At 69.9% G+C, this 14509-nt stretch carries 13 protein-coding genes; 4 read left to right on the top strand and 9 right to left on the bottom strand.

The features are described 5' to 3' along the window. The first annotated feature begins 45 nt into the window (after positions 1-45). Entirely contained in the window at positions 46-945 is a 900-nt protein-coding gene (locus tag OG984_RS26120) for a crotonase/enoyl-CoA hydratase family protein (protein ID WP_328529019.1), read from the top strand. Between the two features lie 139 nt (positions 946-1084). Here the strand turns inward: OG984_RS26120 and OG984_RS26115 are convergent, their stop codons facing one another. Beyond that, on the bottom strand, positions 1085-1582 hold the full coding sequence (locus OG984_RS26115; RefSeq protein WP_328529018.1) for a gluconokinase: 498 nt from the start codon (positions 1580-1582) through the stop codon (positions 1085-1087). Beyond that, positions 1582-2322, bottom strand: a complete 741-nt coding sequence (locus OG984_RS26110) for a dienelactone hydrolase family protein (protein ID WP_328529017.1) — start codon at positions 2320-2322, stop codon at positions 1582-1584. The genes OG984_RS26115 and OG984_RS26110 overlap by 1 nt, the downstream gene beginning before the upstream one ends. A 30-nt stretch (positions 2323-2352) precedes the next feature. Between OG984_RS26110 and OG984_RS26105 the strand changes: the two genes are divergently transcribed. After that, the gene (locus OG984_RS26105) at positions 2353-2838 is read left to right on the top strand and encodes an SRPBCC family protein (protein ID WP_328529016.1); all 486 of its coding nucleotides are present in this window, start codon (positions 2353-2355) and stop codon (positions 2836-2838) included. 609 nt (positions 2839-3447) lie between these two features. On the opposite strand, the gene OG984_RS26100 is transcribed toward OG984_RS26105, so the two are convergent. The 5 genes from OG984_RS26100 to OG984_RS26080 all read right to left on the bottom strand — a co-directional run bounded on the left by OG984_RS26100 (position 3448) and on the right by OG984_RS26080 (position 9565). Continuing rightward, the gene (locus OG984_RS26100) at positions 3448-4248 is read right to left on the bottom strand and encodes a 3'(2'),5'-bisphosphate nucleotidase CysQ (RefSeq protein ID WP_328529015.1); all 801 of its coding nucleotides are present in this window, start codon (positions 4246-4248) and stop codon (positions 3448-3450) included. Positions 4249-4258: 10 nt separating this feature from the next. Continuing rightward, complete coding sequence (locus OG984_RS26095) at positions 4259-6331, bottom strand: protein kinase domain-containing protein (protein ID WP_328529014.1); 2073 nt, start codon at positions 6329-6331, stop codon at positions 4259-4261. Between the two features lie 82 nt (positions 6332-6413). Next, positions 6414-7760, bottom strand: coding sequence for an exopolysaccharide biosynthesis polyprenyl glycosylphosphotransferase (locus tag OG984_RS26090; RefSeq protein WP_328529013.1), 1347 nt, complete (start codon positions 7758-7760; stop codon positions 6414-6416). 139 nt (positions 7761-7899) lie between these two features. Then, positions 7900-8592 (bottom strand): response regulator, encoded by a 693-nt coding sequence (locus OG984_RS26085; protein ID WP_008361195.1) that lies wholly within the window; start codon positions 8590-8592, stop codon positions 7900-7902. Further along, the gene (locus tag OG984_RS26080) at positions 8573-9565 is read right to left on the bottom strand and encodes a sensor histidine kinase (protein WP_328529012.1); all 993 of its coding nucleotides are present in this window, start codon (positions 9563-9565) and stop codon (positions 8573-8575) included. The genes OG984_RS26085 and OG984_RS26080 overlap by 20 nt, the downstream gene beginning before the upstream one ends. A 369-nt stretch (positions 9566-9934) precedes the next feature. On the opposite strand from OG984_RS26080, the gene OG984_RS26075 reads away from it, so the two are divergent. Continuing rightward, the gene (locus OG984_RS26075) at positions 9935-10594 is read left to right on the top strand and encodes a helix-turn-helix transcriptional regulator (RefSeq protein WP_328529011.1); all 660 of its coding nucleotides are present in this window, start codon (positions 9935-9937) and stop codon (positions 10592-10594) included. A 2-nt stretch (positions 10595-10596) separates the two neighbouring features. Here OG984_RS26075 and pth read toward each other — a convergent pair whose 3' ends face one another. After that, on the bottom strand, positions 10597-11193 hold the full coding sequence (gene pth / locus OG984_RS26070; RefSeq protein WP_328529010.1) for an aminoacyl-tRNA hydrolase: 597 nt from the start codon (positions 11191-11193) through the stop codon (positions 10597-10599). An 11-nt stretch (positions 11194-11204) separates the two neighbouring features. Further along, the gene (locus OG984_RS26065; protein ID WP_328529009.1) at positions 11205-11828 is read right to left on the bottom strand and encodes a 50S ribosomal protein L25/general stress protein Ctc; all 624 of its coding nucleotides are present in this window, start codon (positions 11826-11828) and stop codon (positions 11205-11207) included. 223 nt (positions 11829-12051) lie between these two features. On the opposite strand from OG984_RS26065, the gene pepN reads away from it, so the two are divergent. Then, positions 12052-14472: an aminopeptidase N gene (pepN, locus tag OG984_RS26060; protein ID WP_328529008.1), complete on the top strand. Its 2421-nt coding sequence runs from the start codon at positions 12052-12054 to the stop codon at positions 14470-14472. The last annotated feature ends 37 nt before the right edge of the window (positions 14473-14509 follow it).

Below are 14509 nucleotides of genomic sequence, written 5' to 3'. Positions count from 1 at the left end.
GCAGGGGGTCTCGACAAGCTCGACCACCGGTGCAGACTGTGACCCATGGCTTACGAGACCCTGACTTTCGACGTGGACGCCGACGGCATCGCGCTCCTGACCCTCAACCGACCGGACGCACTCAACTCGTTCACGGTGACGATGGCGCGCGAGCTGGAGGAGGTGTTCACCACCGACGCGATGGCCGACGAGGTGCGCGCGGTGATCGTGACCGGTGCGGGGCGGGCCTTCTGCGCGGGCATGGACCTCTCGGCCGAGGGCAACGTCTTCGGCCTCGACGAGTCGCTGCACCCGACGCCCGAGAAGCTCGCCGAGCACCTGGCCGACCCGGCCAAGCACCCCGAGTACGCCGAGGGCGTACGCGACACCGGCGGCAAGGTCACCCTCGCCATCCACGCGCTCCCCAAGCCGGTGATCGCCGCGGTCAACGGCCCGGCGGTCGGGATCGGAGCCACCATGCTGTGCGCGATGGACGCGCGGCTGGCCTCCTCCAAGGCGAAGATCGGCTTCGTCTTCGGCAAGCTCGGCATCGTGCCCGAGGCCTGCTCGTCCTACTTCCTGCCGCGCGTGGTGGGCGTGCCGCGGGCCCTGGAGTGGCTCTACACCGCAGAGATCCTCGACCCCGACCAGGCGCTCGACGGCGGCCTGGTCCGCAGCATCCACCTACCCGACGAGCTCCTGCCCGCCGCCTTCGAACTGGCCCGGCGGTTCACCCAGAACCGGTCGCCGGTCGGCACCGCGCTCGTACGCCAGCTGATCACCCGCAACGCCTCCGCCCGGCACCCGCTCGAGGCGCACCTGAGCGACTCGCTGGCGATGTTCTACGCCTCGGTCGGCGACGGCAAGGAGGGAGTCGCTGCGTTCCTGGAGAAGCGGGCCCCGGAGTTCACCTCGAAAGCGTCCGAGGTGCCGGACGTCTTTTTACGCTCTGACCTGCAGCGATAGCCGCGAACCCCCTGTTGTGCCGGGGGATCGTGAGTTACCGTCGAAAGTGGGCCCGCCCGCTGGTCCCTCACCCGGGTGTGGCCGCGGCCGGCACGCAACGCCTAACCCGAGATGGGCGCGTGTCGGCCGCCTCTCGGCGCTAGGCACCGATGCGGCGTGCGTACTCCTCGACGATCGCGTCGACCGGCTGATCGACGTCGATGACGAACCCGGCCTCGTCCGGCTCGAGCGGCTCGAGCGTGCGGAACTGGCTGTCCAGGAGCGAGGCCGGCATGAAGTGGCCGGGCCGGCTCGCCTGGCGCCTCGCGATCACCTCGCGGGTGCCCTCCAGGTGGAGGAAGGTCACTCCGGCGCTGTGGCGGCGGAGCTGATCCCGGTACTTCCGCTTCAGCGCCGAGCAGCTCATCACGCCGCCGCGCTCCTCATGGGCGGCGAGCCACTCCCCCACGGCCTCCAGCCAGGGGAAGCGGTCATCGTCGTCGAGCGCGATCCCGGCGGTCATCTTCTCGATGTTCGCCGGCGGATGCAGGTCGTCGGCATCCTCGAACGGCACCCGCAGCCTGCCCGCGATCGCCGCGCCGATGGTCGACTTCCCCGAACCCGAGACACCCATCACGACCAGCACCGGTTTCGCCATCAGGCCATCGTACGGGCGTAGAGGAGCTCGAGGTCGGTGAAGTGCCGATGCGTCCCCGCCTCCTGGTAGGACGAGGTGTCCGCCATCGTGTAGCCGTGCGGGGCGTCGGGGTAGATGAGGTTGGTGTAGGTCACCCCGGCGTCGTCGAGCGCCCGGCCGAGGTCGGCGACGTTCTCCGGCGTCATCGAGCGGTCGTGGTCGGCATGCCCGAAGTAGTACTCCGCCCTCGTCCCGGCGATGCAGGTGTGCGGCGAGGCCTCGTCCGCGGTCACCAGCCCGCCGCCGTGGAACCCGCCGACCGCGACGAACTCATCGGGGAACCGCCCCGCGGTCCGCACCGCGATCCGCGCTCCCATGCAGTAGCCGTGCGTCCCCAGCGGGCCGGTGACGTACGTCTGGAGCTTCTGGACGTACGCCGGGATGTCGCCCGCCAGCCGAGCCACGGTGAGCCCCCGCACCCGGGCCATCGCACCGTTCGCGAAGAACGCGTCCCGCGCCGCCGGGTCGCGGAGGTCGGCGGTCGGCGCCAGCTCGGCCACGCTGCCGTCGCGGTAGAACACGTTGGGTGCGAGCACGACATAGCCCCAGGACGCGACCCGCTCGATCATCTCGGCCAGCCGCGGCCGCAGGCCGATGGCGTCCATGTAGACGAGCACGCCACCCTTCGGTGCGCTCTCGGGCCGGGCGAGGTAGGCCTCGGCGGTGCCGTCGGGGGTCTGGATCTCGATCTGCTCAACCACGCCGCTCACGCTACTGCCATGCTCGTAGTCATGACCCAGCACCTTGAAGCGCTGCACCTCGAGTCCTCCCGAGCGATCCCGGTCGCCTACGAGACCGCCCTCGCCCGCGTCCTCCCGGCTCCGCTGCCGCAGATCTTCGGCCGCCGGTACGCCGCGATCGGCCCGATCGCCGAGGTCCGCGACCAGGCCGGCGGCTGGGACTCCGTCGGCGAGACCCGCACGATCGTCCTCTCCGACGGCGCCACGATGCGCGAGACCCTGACCGCCGTCGACGCCCCCACGTCGTTCTCCTACGAGATCACGCCCCTCTCGGGCCCCCTCAAGCTCCTGGTCGGCCACGTCGCCGGCCGCTGGTCCTTCGCCCCCGCCGGCACCGGCACCCGGGTCACCTGGTCCTGGGACGTCACTCCCACCTCGTCTGCCGCCTCGTTCGCGATGCCTGTGTTCGGGTGGATGTGGAACGGGTACGCGCGGCAGAGTCTGGAGGCGCTCGAGGAGCTGCTGCTCGGCGGCTGAGCTTCTTGTGCGGCGCTGACTTTGTTCTTGCGCGTCGGCGGGTTGGTGTGTTTTGGGGTTGGTGTCTGCCGCCGACCCGTTACGGAGGGTGTTCTCGCCGCCGTCCGGAGTAAAGGACGGCCTTCGGCCGCCGGCTTCGCCGGCCGCTTCGCGGTCCTTGACACCGGCCGTCGGCGAGAATTTTGGCTGGCTATCGGGTCGGCGGCAGGGGTTTGGCGCGGCTATCTGGGTTGGGGAGGGGCTTGGGGTCTGAGGGGTGAATGAATGTTCGTTCACTCCGAGATCGCCGTGGGGCGGTCGGTGGCGGGGGGCGAATGAAAATTCGTTCGGCATACCGGGGTGAATGAATTTTCGTTCACCGTGGAGCGCCCACCTCCCGAGGAGCGATGACCCCTCGGCCACACCCGGGCCGCCGCCCCGATAGCCAGCCAAATCTTTCTCGACATGGTCCGGTGTCAAGGATCGCCGAAGGCGACCGGCGTAGCCGGCGGCCGAAGGCCGTCCTTTACTCCGGGCCAGGTCGAGAAACACTCGAGAACGGGTCGGCGGCCCACAGCCGACGAAAACACAGTCGCGAACCGCGGCGAAACCAAGACGGCCGGAGCCGCGTCACTCCACCCCGTGCCGCTTGATGAACGAGAGAATCTGCTCGGAAAGCTCAGGCCGGCACACGATCACATCAGGCAGGTAGACGTCGTCCTGGTTGTAGCGCAGCGGCGACCCGTCGATGCGCGAGGTGAACAGCCCGGCCGCGGCGGCGACGGCCACGGGAGCGGCGGAGTCCCACTCGTACTGCCCACCCGCGTGGACGTACGCATCGGAGATGTCGCGCACGACCGACATCATCTTCACGCCGGCCGATCCCATCGGCACGAGCTCGGCGCCGAGCTCCTCCGCCAGCGCCTCGACGAACGCCGGCGGGCGGCTGCGGGAGACGGCGATCCGGGGACGGGGCGAGGTCGAGGGCGGCACGAGCGGGGCCGCGCCGGTGTGGAAGGTGCTCTGCACGGACGCGTCCGCGAGCGCCGGCTGAGCGACCGCACCGGCGATCAGCTCACCACCGTTGGAGGAGCCCCACAGGGCGACGTGCACGGCCCAGTCGTCGCGCGGCGGCTCGGAGAACTCCCGGGTGCCGTCGAGCGGGTCGATGATCCAGACGCGGTCCTTGGTGAGCCGCTCCTTGGAGTCCTTGCCCTCCTCGGACAGGACCCCGTCCTCGGGACGGTACTCGGCGACGAGCTTCATCAGCAGCTCGTGGGCGGCCAGGTCGCCGGCGTCCTTGAGCTCCTTGCCCTCGAGGCCGGAGGTGGCGCGCACCTCGAGCAGTCGGCGACCGGCGGTCTCGGCCAGCCAGGCGGCCAGCAGGTGGTCGGAGGCGAGGATCTCGGGCGTGGGCGCATCAAAGGTCACCCGCGGCACTCTAGCGAGACCTGCGACCGGACCGATACTGAGCCCGATACAGCCCCAAGCCGAGCCCGATCGCGGCGACCAGCGCCACTCCGGTGAGCACCGCACGCAGGATCAGCCCGGTCTTGGCGCGCTCGTGCTCGTCGGTGACCGCGTCGGCCATGGTCTCGGTCGACTTCAGGATGACCTCGCGAAGGCCCTGGATGTATTCCACGGCGCCGTCGGACCAGGTGCGTACGATCGGCTCCCCCTTCGACGCGGCCCGCATCTCCTTGGCGACCCCCTCGATGCTGCCCTTGGCGGCGACGTCGCGGACCGTACGCTGCACCATCATCGCGCCCGAGCCTTTGTCGAAGGTGCCGTCGGAGACCCGGTCGAGCTCGGCCTGCAGCTCGGGCGAGGCTCCCGAGTAGAACGCCGAGGACGCCTTCACCCACGCCGCCTCGGCGTCGGTGAGGTCCTTGACCGACTTGGTGTCGATCTCGTTCTCGGACAGCGCCACGACCATGAGCTCGCGCTCGATGCTGAAGGCCTCCGCCGCCGCGGTCAGGTTGCTGAGGTTGCGGATCTGGTCGGCGGTCTCGTCGTCCTCGAGCTCCGGCAGCTGCGCGGCGAGCATCAGCAGGTTGCTGGCCAGGCCCGTGTAGACCTCGCGGGCGGCGTCCTGGCTGGCCTTGTCACCCTCCTGCATCTCGGTCCGGTAGAGCTCGAAGTCGGCGAGCACCTCGGTGATGTCGTGATGGAGCGTGCGCAGCTCGGCGTCGCCGTCGACGTCGATCTCGGCCGACGCGGTCTGCCACTCCTCGACCGCGATGTCGGTGGTGTGCAGGTAGGTGGAGCGTACGTTGACCGGCGCCTGCGCGACCGGCTGCAGCGCGTCCCGCTCGAAGATCACGTCGACGGCGAGCTCGATGGTCTCCGGGAGCGACTCGCTGAGCGCGGCCGCCCGGCCCGTCTCCGAGGCGTTCTGGAAGGCGGCGAACGTCGCCCAGCCGCCGACGGCCACACCGAGCAGGGCGATCGCCAGCAGGATGCTCACCGCCCGGCGGCCAGCACCGGGCCGCTCTGCCGCCCGCGCCCCGCCGGTCGGGATCGGACCGCTCGCGCCGATCGTGGAGAACCCACCGGTCGACCCGGTGGCGGCCGCGGCCGGGAACGAGCCGCTGCCGGCGTACGCCTTGAAGGCACCGGATGTGCTGATCGGACCGGACGCGTGCGTCGCGCGCTGCCGGGGCACCTGCGCGTCGAAGACCGGCAACGGACCGGAGCCGGTGAGCACCGCGACGACGTCCTGCGCGCTCGGCCGCTGCTGGGGCTCCTTGGCCATCATCATCGCGACCAGGTCGTCGATGATCCCCGGCACCTGGACCATGCTGCTGACCCGCGGGATCGGCGCGGTGGCGTGCTGGTAGACCATCGTCGCCGGGGCACCGCCGGAGTAGGGGGTGCGGCCGGTGAGCATCTCGTAGAAGACACAGCCCAGCGAGTAGATGTCGCTCGCCGGCCCGACCTCACCACCTGAGCCGCGCTCGGGAGAGAGGTAGCCGAGGCTCCCGACGACGTCGTGGGTGGAGGTCAGCCGCTGGTCGCCCAGCCGGGCGAGCTGAGCGATCCCGAAGTCGACGATCCTGATCCGGCGGTCGCTGTCGTAGACGAGGTTGGAGGGCTTGATGTCGCGGTGGACGATCCCCTGGCCGTGGACGGCGGCGAGCGTCCGCGCGGCCTGGACGATGACCTCGCCGGCCTCCCGGGCGATCAGCGGGCCGTGCGAGCGCAGGCGTTCGCCGAGGTCGGGACCGGTCAGGAGCTCCATGACGAGGAAGGCCATCGGCCCGTTGCCGGTGCGCTCGATCCCGGCGTCGTGCACCTGCACGGTCCCGGGGTGGCTGGCGGCCGCGGTCGAGAGCGACTCGCGACGGAACCGCTCGATCATGGTCGGGTCGGCCGACGTCCTCACGACCTTGACCGCGACCCAGCGCTGCAGGGTGAGGTCCATGGCCTGCCATACCTCGCCCATACCGCCTCGCCCGATCAGGCGGTGCAGCTCATATCGGCCGGCAATCTTGGGGTGGGGGGAGGTTTGCATGGGGGACGTTCCCGTCGAGGATCCAGTTGTTCATTCGTGTTGGGTTGCTCACACAACGGCCAGGGAGTTTAGGGGACACTCACTAGTAGGCGCCAGAGCCACGCACAACGGCTTTTACCGTACGAACGACGATCCCGAAGTCCCGCAGAAGTGTCCAGTTGTCGACATAGTCCAGGTCGAGCCGGACCGTGTCCTCCCAGGAAAGATCCGAACGCCCCGAGACCTGCCACAGCCCGGTCAGACCGGGAGCAACTGCGAGTCGGCGATGAGAGTCCCGATCGTACATGGCCACCTCGCTCGGCAGTCCAGGCCTCGGCCCCACCAGCGACATCTGGCCCAGGACGATGTTGAACAGCTGGGGCAGCTCGTCGAGGGAGTACTTCCGCAGCACCCGCCCCACCCGGGTCACCCGCGGGTCGGCGCGAAGCTTGAAGAGCACGTGTCCAGGGCGGTGGTCGAGCGTGCGCAGCAGCGACTCCGCGTCGACGACCATGGTGCGGAACTTCCAGATCCGGAACTGCTTGCCGTTGCGGCCCACCCGCACCTGCCGGAAGAAGACCGGCCCCGGTGAGTCGAGCTTGATCACGACCGCCATGGTCAGGAAGACCGGGAGCAGCACGGTCGCGGCGGCCACCGCGGCCAGCCACTCCCACACGTACTTGGCGACCCGGGTCAGCCGGGCTCGCAGGGCCTCGTCGACGTAGAGAAGGGTCATCGAGCCGAGCCTCATCGAGGACGTACGCTGCGGGGTCACGTCCTGCATCCGGGTGCTGACCAGCAGCGGGAGCCCGAAGGACTCGCTCGTCCAGGCCAGCCGCTGGATCTCGCGGCCGGCGAGGTCGGGCCCGGGAACGACCAGCACGGCGTCGGGGGCGACCGAGGCGATCGCGCCGGAGAGCCCGTCGGCGCGGCAGACCGCCGCGGCCTCCATCAGGCCGCCGCTGAGCCGGTGGGTCCACTCCGGGATCGGGCCGTGGTCATGAGCCGCCTCCACCACGACGACCCGCAGCGGGTTGCGTGGCCGCGAGCTGAAGATGTAGCCCACCACCCGGAACGCGAGCGCGGTCACCAGACCCAGGATCGTCTGCACGACCAGCTGGGCCTGCGGCAGCTCGACCACCGCACCCAGCAGCCAGGTCGCCATGCTCATCGCCATGAACGCCTTGAAGACCCCCGAGACCGTCGCCCGCAGGCGCTCGGCACCGGGCAGGATCTTCGGCGCGGTGATCCTGGTGGCCAGACCCCAGACCAGCCCCCACACGAGCGCGTGGGCGATCTCCTGTCCCACGAGAAGCGGCGCCAGGACCATCAATGCGAGCCCGTCGAGCATCGAGGCCTGCAACCGAAGGGAGGGTGCCTTGGCGGACACCCTCCGGCGGTTGATGTCGAGCGGGACTACTGTCTCCACCGACGCCAGCTCTATCGTCATTCATCTCCCCCATGGTGCTGGGCGCCCGGACGCTACTTCATGCCAGAACAATGCGGGACGAAGGCGGTCGGTGGGGGCCGATGGGGGTCCGGTTAGACCAAATGAGGGAACCGGAACCCACTGGTCCAGACCAGTCGACTCACTCCAGCGACTGGGGCGAGCGCCAGCCGAGGCGGTGAGCGAGACCGACCGCCGCGATCTGGGAGGTGACCTGGAGCTTGGCGAGGATGGACTTCACCTGCGTACGCACGGTCGCCTCGGAGACGACACCGATGACGGCGATCTCGTGGACGGTGCGGCCGAGCATCAGGTGACCGAGCACCTGCGACTCACGCTTGGTGAGCAGCTCGATGCGGCGGCTCAGCTCGGCGACCTCGTGCTGGCGCTCGAACCAGATCCGGATCAGCCGCTCGCGGTCGCTGACCGCGAGCACGCAGGCGCCCTGGTAGAGCCGCCGTACGGTGCCCAGGATCTCTCCGAGCGGGCGCGACTTGGACAGCACCGTGCGGGCGCCGTTGCGCAGCGCCTGCCCCCAGCGCGCCTCCTCGATCGCCCCGGTCACCACGACCACGTCGACGCCGGCCTTGGCGAGCGGCTCGATGAGGCGCACCCCGTCGCCGTAGCGGCCCAGGTCGAGATCGAGGAGCACGACCTTCGGCTTGTTGCGGAGCACGACGGAGACCATCGTGGCGGTGGAGACGGGCTCGCTGGGCATCGGGATGCGGCGTACGTCGTATCCCTCCATCGAGACGGCGAGCTCGAGCGACTCGGCGAAGAGGACGTGGTCCTCGACGATGACGACTCGGTACTGGCTACGCGGCGACAACGCCATCGGAGGCGCCTTCCTGCTCAGCCCCGATCTCGGAGCGTTCGATCACTGCACTGGGAAGGGTGACCACGAAGGTCGTGCGTTCCCCGGCGGCGAGGCGGAGCGAGCCGCCCATCCGCTCGGCAACGGTGCGGGCTTCGTTGAGCCCGATTCCCTGGCCGGCCGAGTCCGGACCACGGACGCCCCACTCGAAGATCCGGTCGCGAACCTCGGGGGCGACTCCGGGGCCGTCGTCGGAGACCTCGACGACGACCATCTGGCCGGACTCGCCCGGCTCGTGCCGGACCACGACCTCGACAGCGCCGGAGCCGTGCTTGGCCGCGTTGTCGAGAAGAATGTTGACGATCTCCGCCGCCGCGTCCGAGCTGCCGGTGGCGAGCGCGTTGCTGGGATGGTGGACGACCGTGGTGCCGCTGGCCTCGTGGGCCAGGGCGAGGTTGTGGATCACCGCGTCGACATCGATCACGCCGTTGTCGACCGGCATCGTGTCGGCGCCGCCGCGGTGGGCCCGGACGAGGCGCTCCAGGCGCCTGAGCTCGCTGCCCATCATGGTCAGCATCGCCACCCGGCGCTCCGGGTCGAGCGTCTCGGAGTTGCACAGCAGCTCGCTGGCCGAGCGGACGCCGGCGAGGGTCGAGGTCACCTCGTGCATCCGGGCCCGCTGGAGACGCTGCGTCTCCCGCGCGCTGAGCAGGTCGAGGTAGATCTCGTCGGCCGCCTTCGCCTCCGCCGCGCACACGCGCCGGTAGATGCGTACGGCACCGTGCACGAGACCCGCGGACGCCGCCAGCGACGTGGCGACGACGATGGTGGTGAGAAGGACCCAGAGGAGTGCTCCGTGGGTGTGGAAGGAGACCCAGGGACCTTGAAGGACGGCGATGAGAAAACTCTGGACGCCGATGAAGACGGCGGTCGTGGTTGCGTACGCGGTGGTTAACCAACCCGAGTTGATCCGCTTGAAAATGGACGTAGACATACTGCTCCCCAGGACGGGTCGGCCAGTGAGGTATGAGTCCCCGGATCGGACCTTGTGCAGGCCCTGCTCCCCCAGCCCGAGTTTGTCGGGCCGTCCCAATATGAATGTTGTGACCGAATCCTTCGCTGAAGGAAACGTAATCAGCACGTTATCGTCGCGCGACCGCATTTCGGGCCAATACCGAGAATTGAGGAGTCATAGATTTTCGGGGGCGTCCGCAATCTACAGTGCGGGAAGCGTTGTCCCAGGTCATCCCCAAACTTGGGGGATCGTAGAACAGGTTCCCGATACGGGCCTCCCGACCACCAGAATGGGTATACCCCCAGGGATATCTGGCAGGGCCCGAGACGACCGAACGGCGCACCGGACATGGCAGGCACGACCGTACGACTCAGGGTGGCTGTCTCCGCGGACGAGACGATGACCCTTGACGCGGTGAGGGTCACGCTCGACGAGCGCGGCATCATCGTGACGGCGACCGCTGCCACCGACGCGGACCCGGCCTCCCTCCTCCTGGGCGACCCCGCGGTCTGGTTGGTCGTCACCGACATCGAGGACTGGGCGCAGCTCGACCGGGTGTGCGCGCTGGTGCGTGGCGTACGTCTGCCGGGGGTCGCGCTCACCACCGCTCCGCGCGGTGGGCTGTGGGGTGCGCTGATCGAGGCCGGGGCGGTCGAGGTGCTGCCTGCCGACGCCGACTCGGACACGATCGAGGGATCGCTGCGCGACGCCGCGGAGGGTCGCGCGGGACACTCCCCCGCAGAGGTCGAGGGTCTGGTCGCGCAGTGGCACCTGATGCGGGACGGGCTGGAGAGGATGCGCCGGCTCGTCAGCTCACTGACCGTGCGCGAGCGCGAGGTGCTCGAGCTGCTGTACGACGGGGCGCCCGTCGCCCAGATCGCGGAACGCTTCGGGGTGGCGCAGACGACGGTGCGGACCCAGGTGAAGTCGATCCTGCGGAAGTTCGGGGTCGGGTCCCAGCTGGCCGCGGTCGCGGCGTACGACCGGTATCTGCGGCCTCGGGGTTGACCCTAGGAGTTGAACTTCTGCTGGGTCTTCTCCAGGCCCTCGGTGATCAGCGTCTCGATGGCGTCGGCGGCCGTGTCGACCACGAACGGCAGCACCTTGCGCTCGGTGGTGGAGAAGTTGGAGAGCACGAAGTCGTGCACCTCCTGGCGACCGGGCGGGCGGCCGATGCCGACGCGCACCCGGTGGAAGTCGCCGGTCCCGAGAGAGGACCGCATCGACTTGAGGCCGTTGTGGCCGTTGTCGCCGCCACCCAGCTTGACCCGCATCGTGTCGAAGGCGATGTCGAGCTCGTCGTGGATGGCGATCACGTGGTCGGGCTGGACCTTGTAGAAGGTCGCGAGCGCCTTGACCGGTCCGCCGGACTCGTTCATGTAGGTCCTCGCACGTGCGAGGACGACGCGTGGGCCGGGCACCCCCGGGGTCGTACCCCGGAGGCGCCCTTCCACGACGTCAGCACGGCCGGACTTGTGGGCACGCCACTTGCTGCCCAGCCGGTTGGCCAGCTCGTCGGTGACGAGGTAGCCGATGTTGTGACGGTGTCCGGCGTACGTCGGCCCGGGGTTGCCCAGGCCGACGACCAGCCAGACGCCGTCGGTCATCGAGTCCGAGGTCACTCGGCGTCGGCGGCCTCAGCCTCGGCGGCCTCAGCGGCCTCGCCCTCGGCGGCCTCGTCGGCGACGGGCTCCTCGATGGTGCGGGCCTCGGTGATGTTGACGACCAGGGTCTCCGGGTCGGTGACCAGGGTGGTGCCCTTCGGGAGGGTGACCGAACCGGCGAGGATCTGGGTGCCGGCCTCGAGGCCCTCGATGTCGATCTCGAGGCTCTCCGGCACGTGGGTGGCCTCGGCCTCGACGGTCAGGGTGTTGGCGTCGGTGACGACCATGGTGCCGGAGGCGGCGTCGCCCACGACGTTGATGACGATGTCGACGGTGACCTTCTCGCCCGCGCGGACGGCGACGAAGTCGACGTGCTCGATGACGCGGCGGACGTCGTCGACCTGGACCTGCTTGGTCAGGGCGAGCTGCGTCTTGCCGTCGATGTCCAGCTCCAGCAGCGCGTTGGCACCGTGGTGCTTGAGCGCCATCATGGTGGCGTGGCCCGGCAGGGTCAGGTGGATCGGGTCGGCGCCGTGGCCGTAGACGACCGCCGGGATCTTGTTCTCACGGCGGATGCGGCGAGCGGCACCCTTGCCGAACTCGGTGCGCTTCTCGGCGACGATCTTCTCGCTGGACATGCGTTGAACTCCTCGATGAGTGGTGCTGACGTCAGTGGCGCCCGGCAGGTCCGACGAAGGCCGTGCGACGAAGGCACGGCGTCCCTTTGAGGAGACGTCCACCTTGTCGATCACGGAGCGCGAGGCGCTCCCTCGCCGAGGCAACTGCCACAGACTATCCCCGGATCACACTCACAGCGAAATGCGCGCGCGTGCTGACCTGCGAGGACGTACGTTGGAGGTCGTGTCCCTCACACTCGACGAGGCCCGCGCACGGGCCGGCGTGATCAGCTCTCTCTCCTATGACCTCGATCTCGACCTCACCGGCCCCGAGACCTTCCGGAGCCACGCTCGCGTCCGGTTCGCGTCCACTGCCGCCGAGACGTTCCTGGATCTGAAGGGCGCGCACTCGGTGTCGCTGGTCGTCAACGGGGAGGCGGTCGAGGCTGCGTACGACGGTGCGCGGGTGAGCCTGACCGCGCTGTCCGAGGAGGCGGTGAACGAGGTGGAGGTGACCGCGACGCTGCCGTACACGACCGACGGCGACGGGATGCACACGTTCACCGACCCGGTCGACGGGTCGCGCTACGTGTCGGCCTACCTGGGCATGGACAACGCCTCGAAGGTCTTCGCCTGCTTCGACCAGAACGATCTCAAGGCGTCGTTCTCGGTCGCGGTCACCGCCGACCCGGCCGACACCGTTCTCGCCAACGGGGCCGTCGTCTCGCAGGAGGCCGGGCAGTGGGGCTTCGCGACCACTCCCCCGATCCCACCGGCGCTGCTGGTGGTCGCGGCCGGTCCGTGGCACTCGGTGCGCTGGTCGGCAGTGCTCGATTCCGGGGAGGGGCTGGACTTCGGCTGGCACGCCCGGCGGTCGCTGGCGACCGAGCTCGACCGGGACGCGGAGGAGCTGCGGCGTACGACCGAGGCGTGCTACGCCCACTACGCCGACCTCATCGACGAGCCCTACCCCTTCGACTCCTACGACCAGGTCTTCGTGCCCGGGCTCAACTGGGGTGCGCAGGAGATGCCCGGGTGCGTGACCTACCGTGACGAGCTGCTGCCGCGCGGCGCGATCACCGATGCCCAGCGCGCGATCCGCGCGGTGATCATCGCCCACGAGATGTCCCACATGTGGTTCGGCGACTCGATGACGATGACCTGGTGGGAGGACACCTGGCTGCAGGAGTCCTTCGCCGACTACATGGGCTATCGGGTCGCGGAGGCGGGTGCCGGGTTCTCGGATCTGCGGGTCGAGGTGGAGATCCGGAGCAAGCCGTGGGGCTACCGCTCCGACGCGCGCCGCTCGACCCATCCGGTGGCCCCGCTGGCCGTCGACGTACCCGATGTGGACACCGCTGCCACCATCTTCGACGGGATCTCCTACGCCAAGGGCGGAGCCTGCCTCGTGCAGCTCGCCTTCTGGCTCGGCGACGAGGAGTTCATGGCCGGGGTCAACCGTCATCTGACCCGCTTCCGCTTCGCCAACGCCACCCTGGCCGACTTCGTCGAGTCGCTCGCGGAGACCTCGTCGAAGGACGTACGCGGCTGGGTGGACGCCTGGCTGCGGCAGCCCGGCTTCGACATCCTGACGGTGCGGCGCGAGGGCGACGTACCGGTCCTGGTGCGCGAGGGGAGCAGGCCGCACGCGTTCACGGTCGCGGCCTACGACTCCTCGCTCCGGCTCGTCGGGCGCAAGCGGGTCGAGCTCGAGGCCGAGCCGGTGCCGCTGCCCGAGTTCGCGGGTCTCGTGGTCGTGCCCAACGCCGGCGGCGAGACCTTCGCCGCCCTCCGGCTCGACCAGGAGTCCCAGAAGGCGCTCTCCGACGGACTGTCCCGGATCGAGGACCCGCTCGTACGCGCCGTGCTCTGGTCCTCCGCCGCTCTCCAGGTGCGCTCGCGCGACCTCTCGGCCGACGACTTCCTCGACCTGGTCGAGACCCATCTGCCTGCGGAGCCCCGCGCGGACATCATCGAGGGCGTGCTCACGGAGGCCAGGTCCGTGGTGATCCCGCAGCGGGTGCCTGCTTCGCGCGCGGCCGGTGCGGTGGCGCGGGTCGCCGCCGCGGCCGCGGCGGGGCTGGCGGCGTCCGGTGACGACGAGCAGCGCGCCCTGGCCTGGGCAGCCGCCCTGGCCGCGACCAGCGCCGACGCCGGGATGCTGCGCGGCTGGCTCGACGCCGACAAGGTCGCCACCGGGATCACGCTGCTGCCGACCACGCGCTGGGAGGCGGTCGCGCGCCTCGCCTCGCTGGGTGAGGCCGACGCGCGCTTCATCGCCGCCGAGCGTGACCGTGACGGCACCGTCGAGGGAGACCTCGGGGCGCTACGCGCTCTCGCCGCGCGCCCGTCGACCGCCGCGAAGGACGCCGCGTGGGAGGCGATGCTCGCCCCCGGCGTCGACAACCGCCGCTTCGATGCGCTGGCGTCGGGGATGTGGATCGCCGAGCAGGCCCACCTGCTCCGCCCCTACGTCGCCGCCTATCTCGCCGAGGCGCCGAAGCTGGCCACCCGTGGTCAGGCGTTCGCCATCGAGGTCGGCCGTGCGTTCCCGAGGATCGCTCTCGACGCCGACCAGATCGATGCGCTGCAGGCCGCCCTGGCCAACGGCGTACCGACCATCCTGCGGCGTTCCTGGGAGGACCACTTCGATGACCGGGAGTAGCGACCACTAGCCTCTAGGCGCCCTCGACCCCCACCTC

This window comes from Nocardioides sp. NBC_00368 (assembly GCF_036090055.1).
Lineage (GTDB): Bacteria > Actinomycetota > Actinomycetes > Propionibacteriales > Nocardioidaceae > Nocardioides.
The sequence above is the reverse complement of the archived record's forward strand: the minus strand, read 5'-3'. Positions and strand labels throughout refer to the sequence as shown.

Excerpts from the sequence above, each read along its gene's own strand:
- OG984_RS26115 (WP_328529018.1), bottom strand. The coding sequence starts at position 1,582 with ATGGCGAAACCGGTGCTGGTCGTGATGGGTGTCTCGGGTTCGGGGAAG.
- OG984_RS26105 (WP_328529016.1), top strand. The coding sequence starts at position 2,353 with ATGACCCAGCACCTTGAAGCGCTGCACCTCGAGTCCTCCCGAGCGATC.
- OG984_RS26080 (WP_328529012.1), bottom strand. The coding sequence starts at position 9,565 with ATGTCTACGTCCATTTTCAAGCGGATCAACTCGGGTTGGTTAACCACC.
- OG984_RS26075 (WP_328529011.1), top strand. The coding sequence starts at position 9,935 with ATGGCAGGCACGACCGTACGACTCAGGGTGGCTGTCTCCGCGGACGAG.
- OG984_RS26065 (WP_328529009.1), bottom strand. The coding sequence starts at position 11,828 with ATGTCCAGCGAGAAGATCGTCGCCGAGAAGCGCACCGAGTTCGGCAAG.
- OG984_RS26120 (WP_328529019.1), top strand. The coding sequence starts at position 46 with ATGGCTTACGAGACCCTGACTTTCGACGTGGACGCCGACGGCATCGCG.
- OG984_RS26085 (WP_008361195.1), bottom strand. The coding sequence starts at position 8,592 with ATGGCGTTGTCGCCGCGTAGCCAGTACCGAGTCGTCATCGTCGAGGAC.
- OG984_RS26090 (WP_328529013.1), bottom strand. The coding sequence starts at position 7,760 with ATGACGATAGAGCTGGCGTCGGTGGAGACAGTAGTCCCGCTCGACATC.
- pth (WP_328529010.1), bottom strand. The coding sequence starts at position 11,193 with ATGACCGACGGCGTCTGGCTGGTCGTCGGCCTGGGCAACCCCGGGCCG.
- OG984_RS26095 (WP_328529014.1), bottom strand. The coding sequence starts at position 6,331 with ATGCAAACCTCCCCCCACCCCAAGATTGCCGGCCGATATGAGCTGCAC.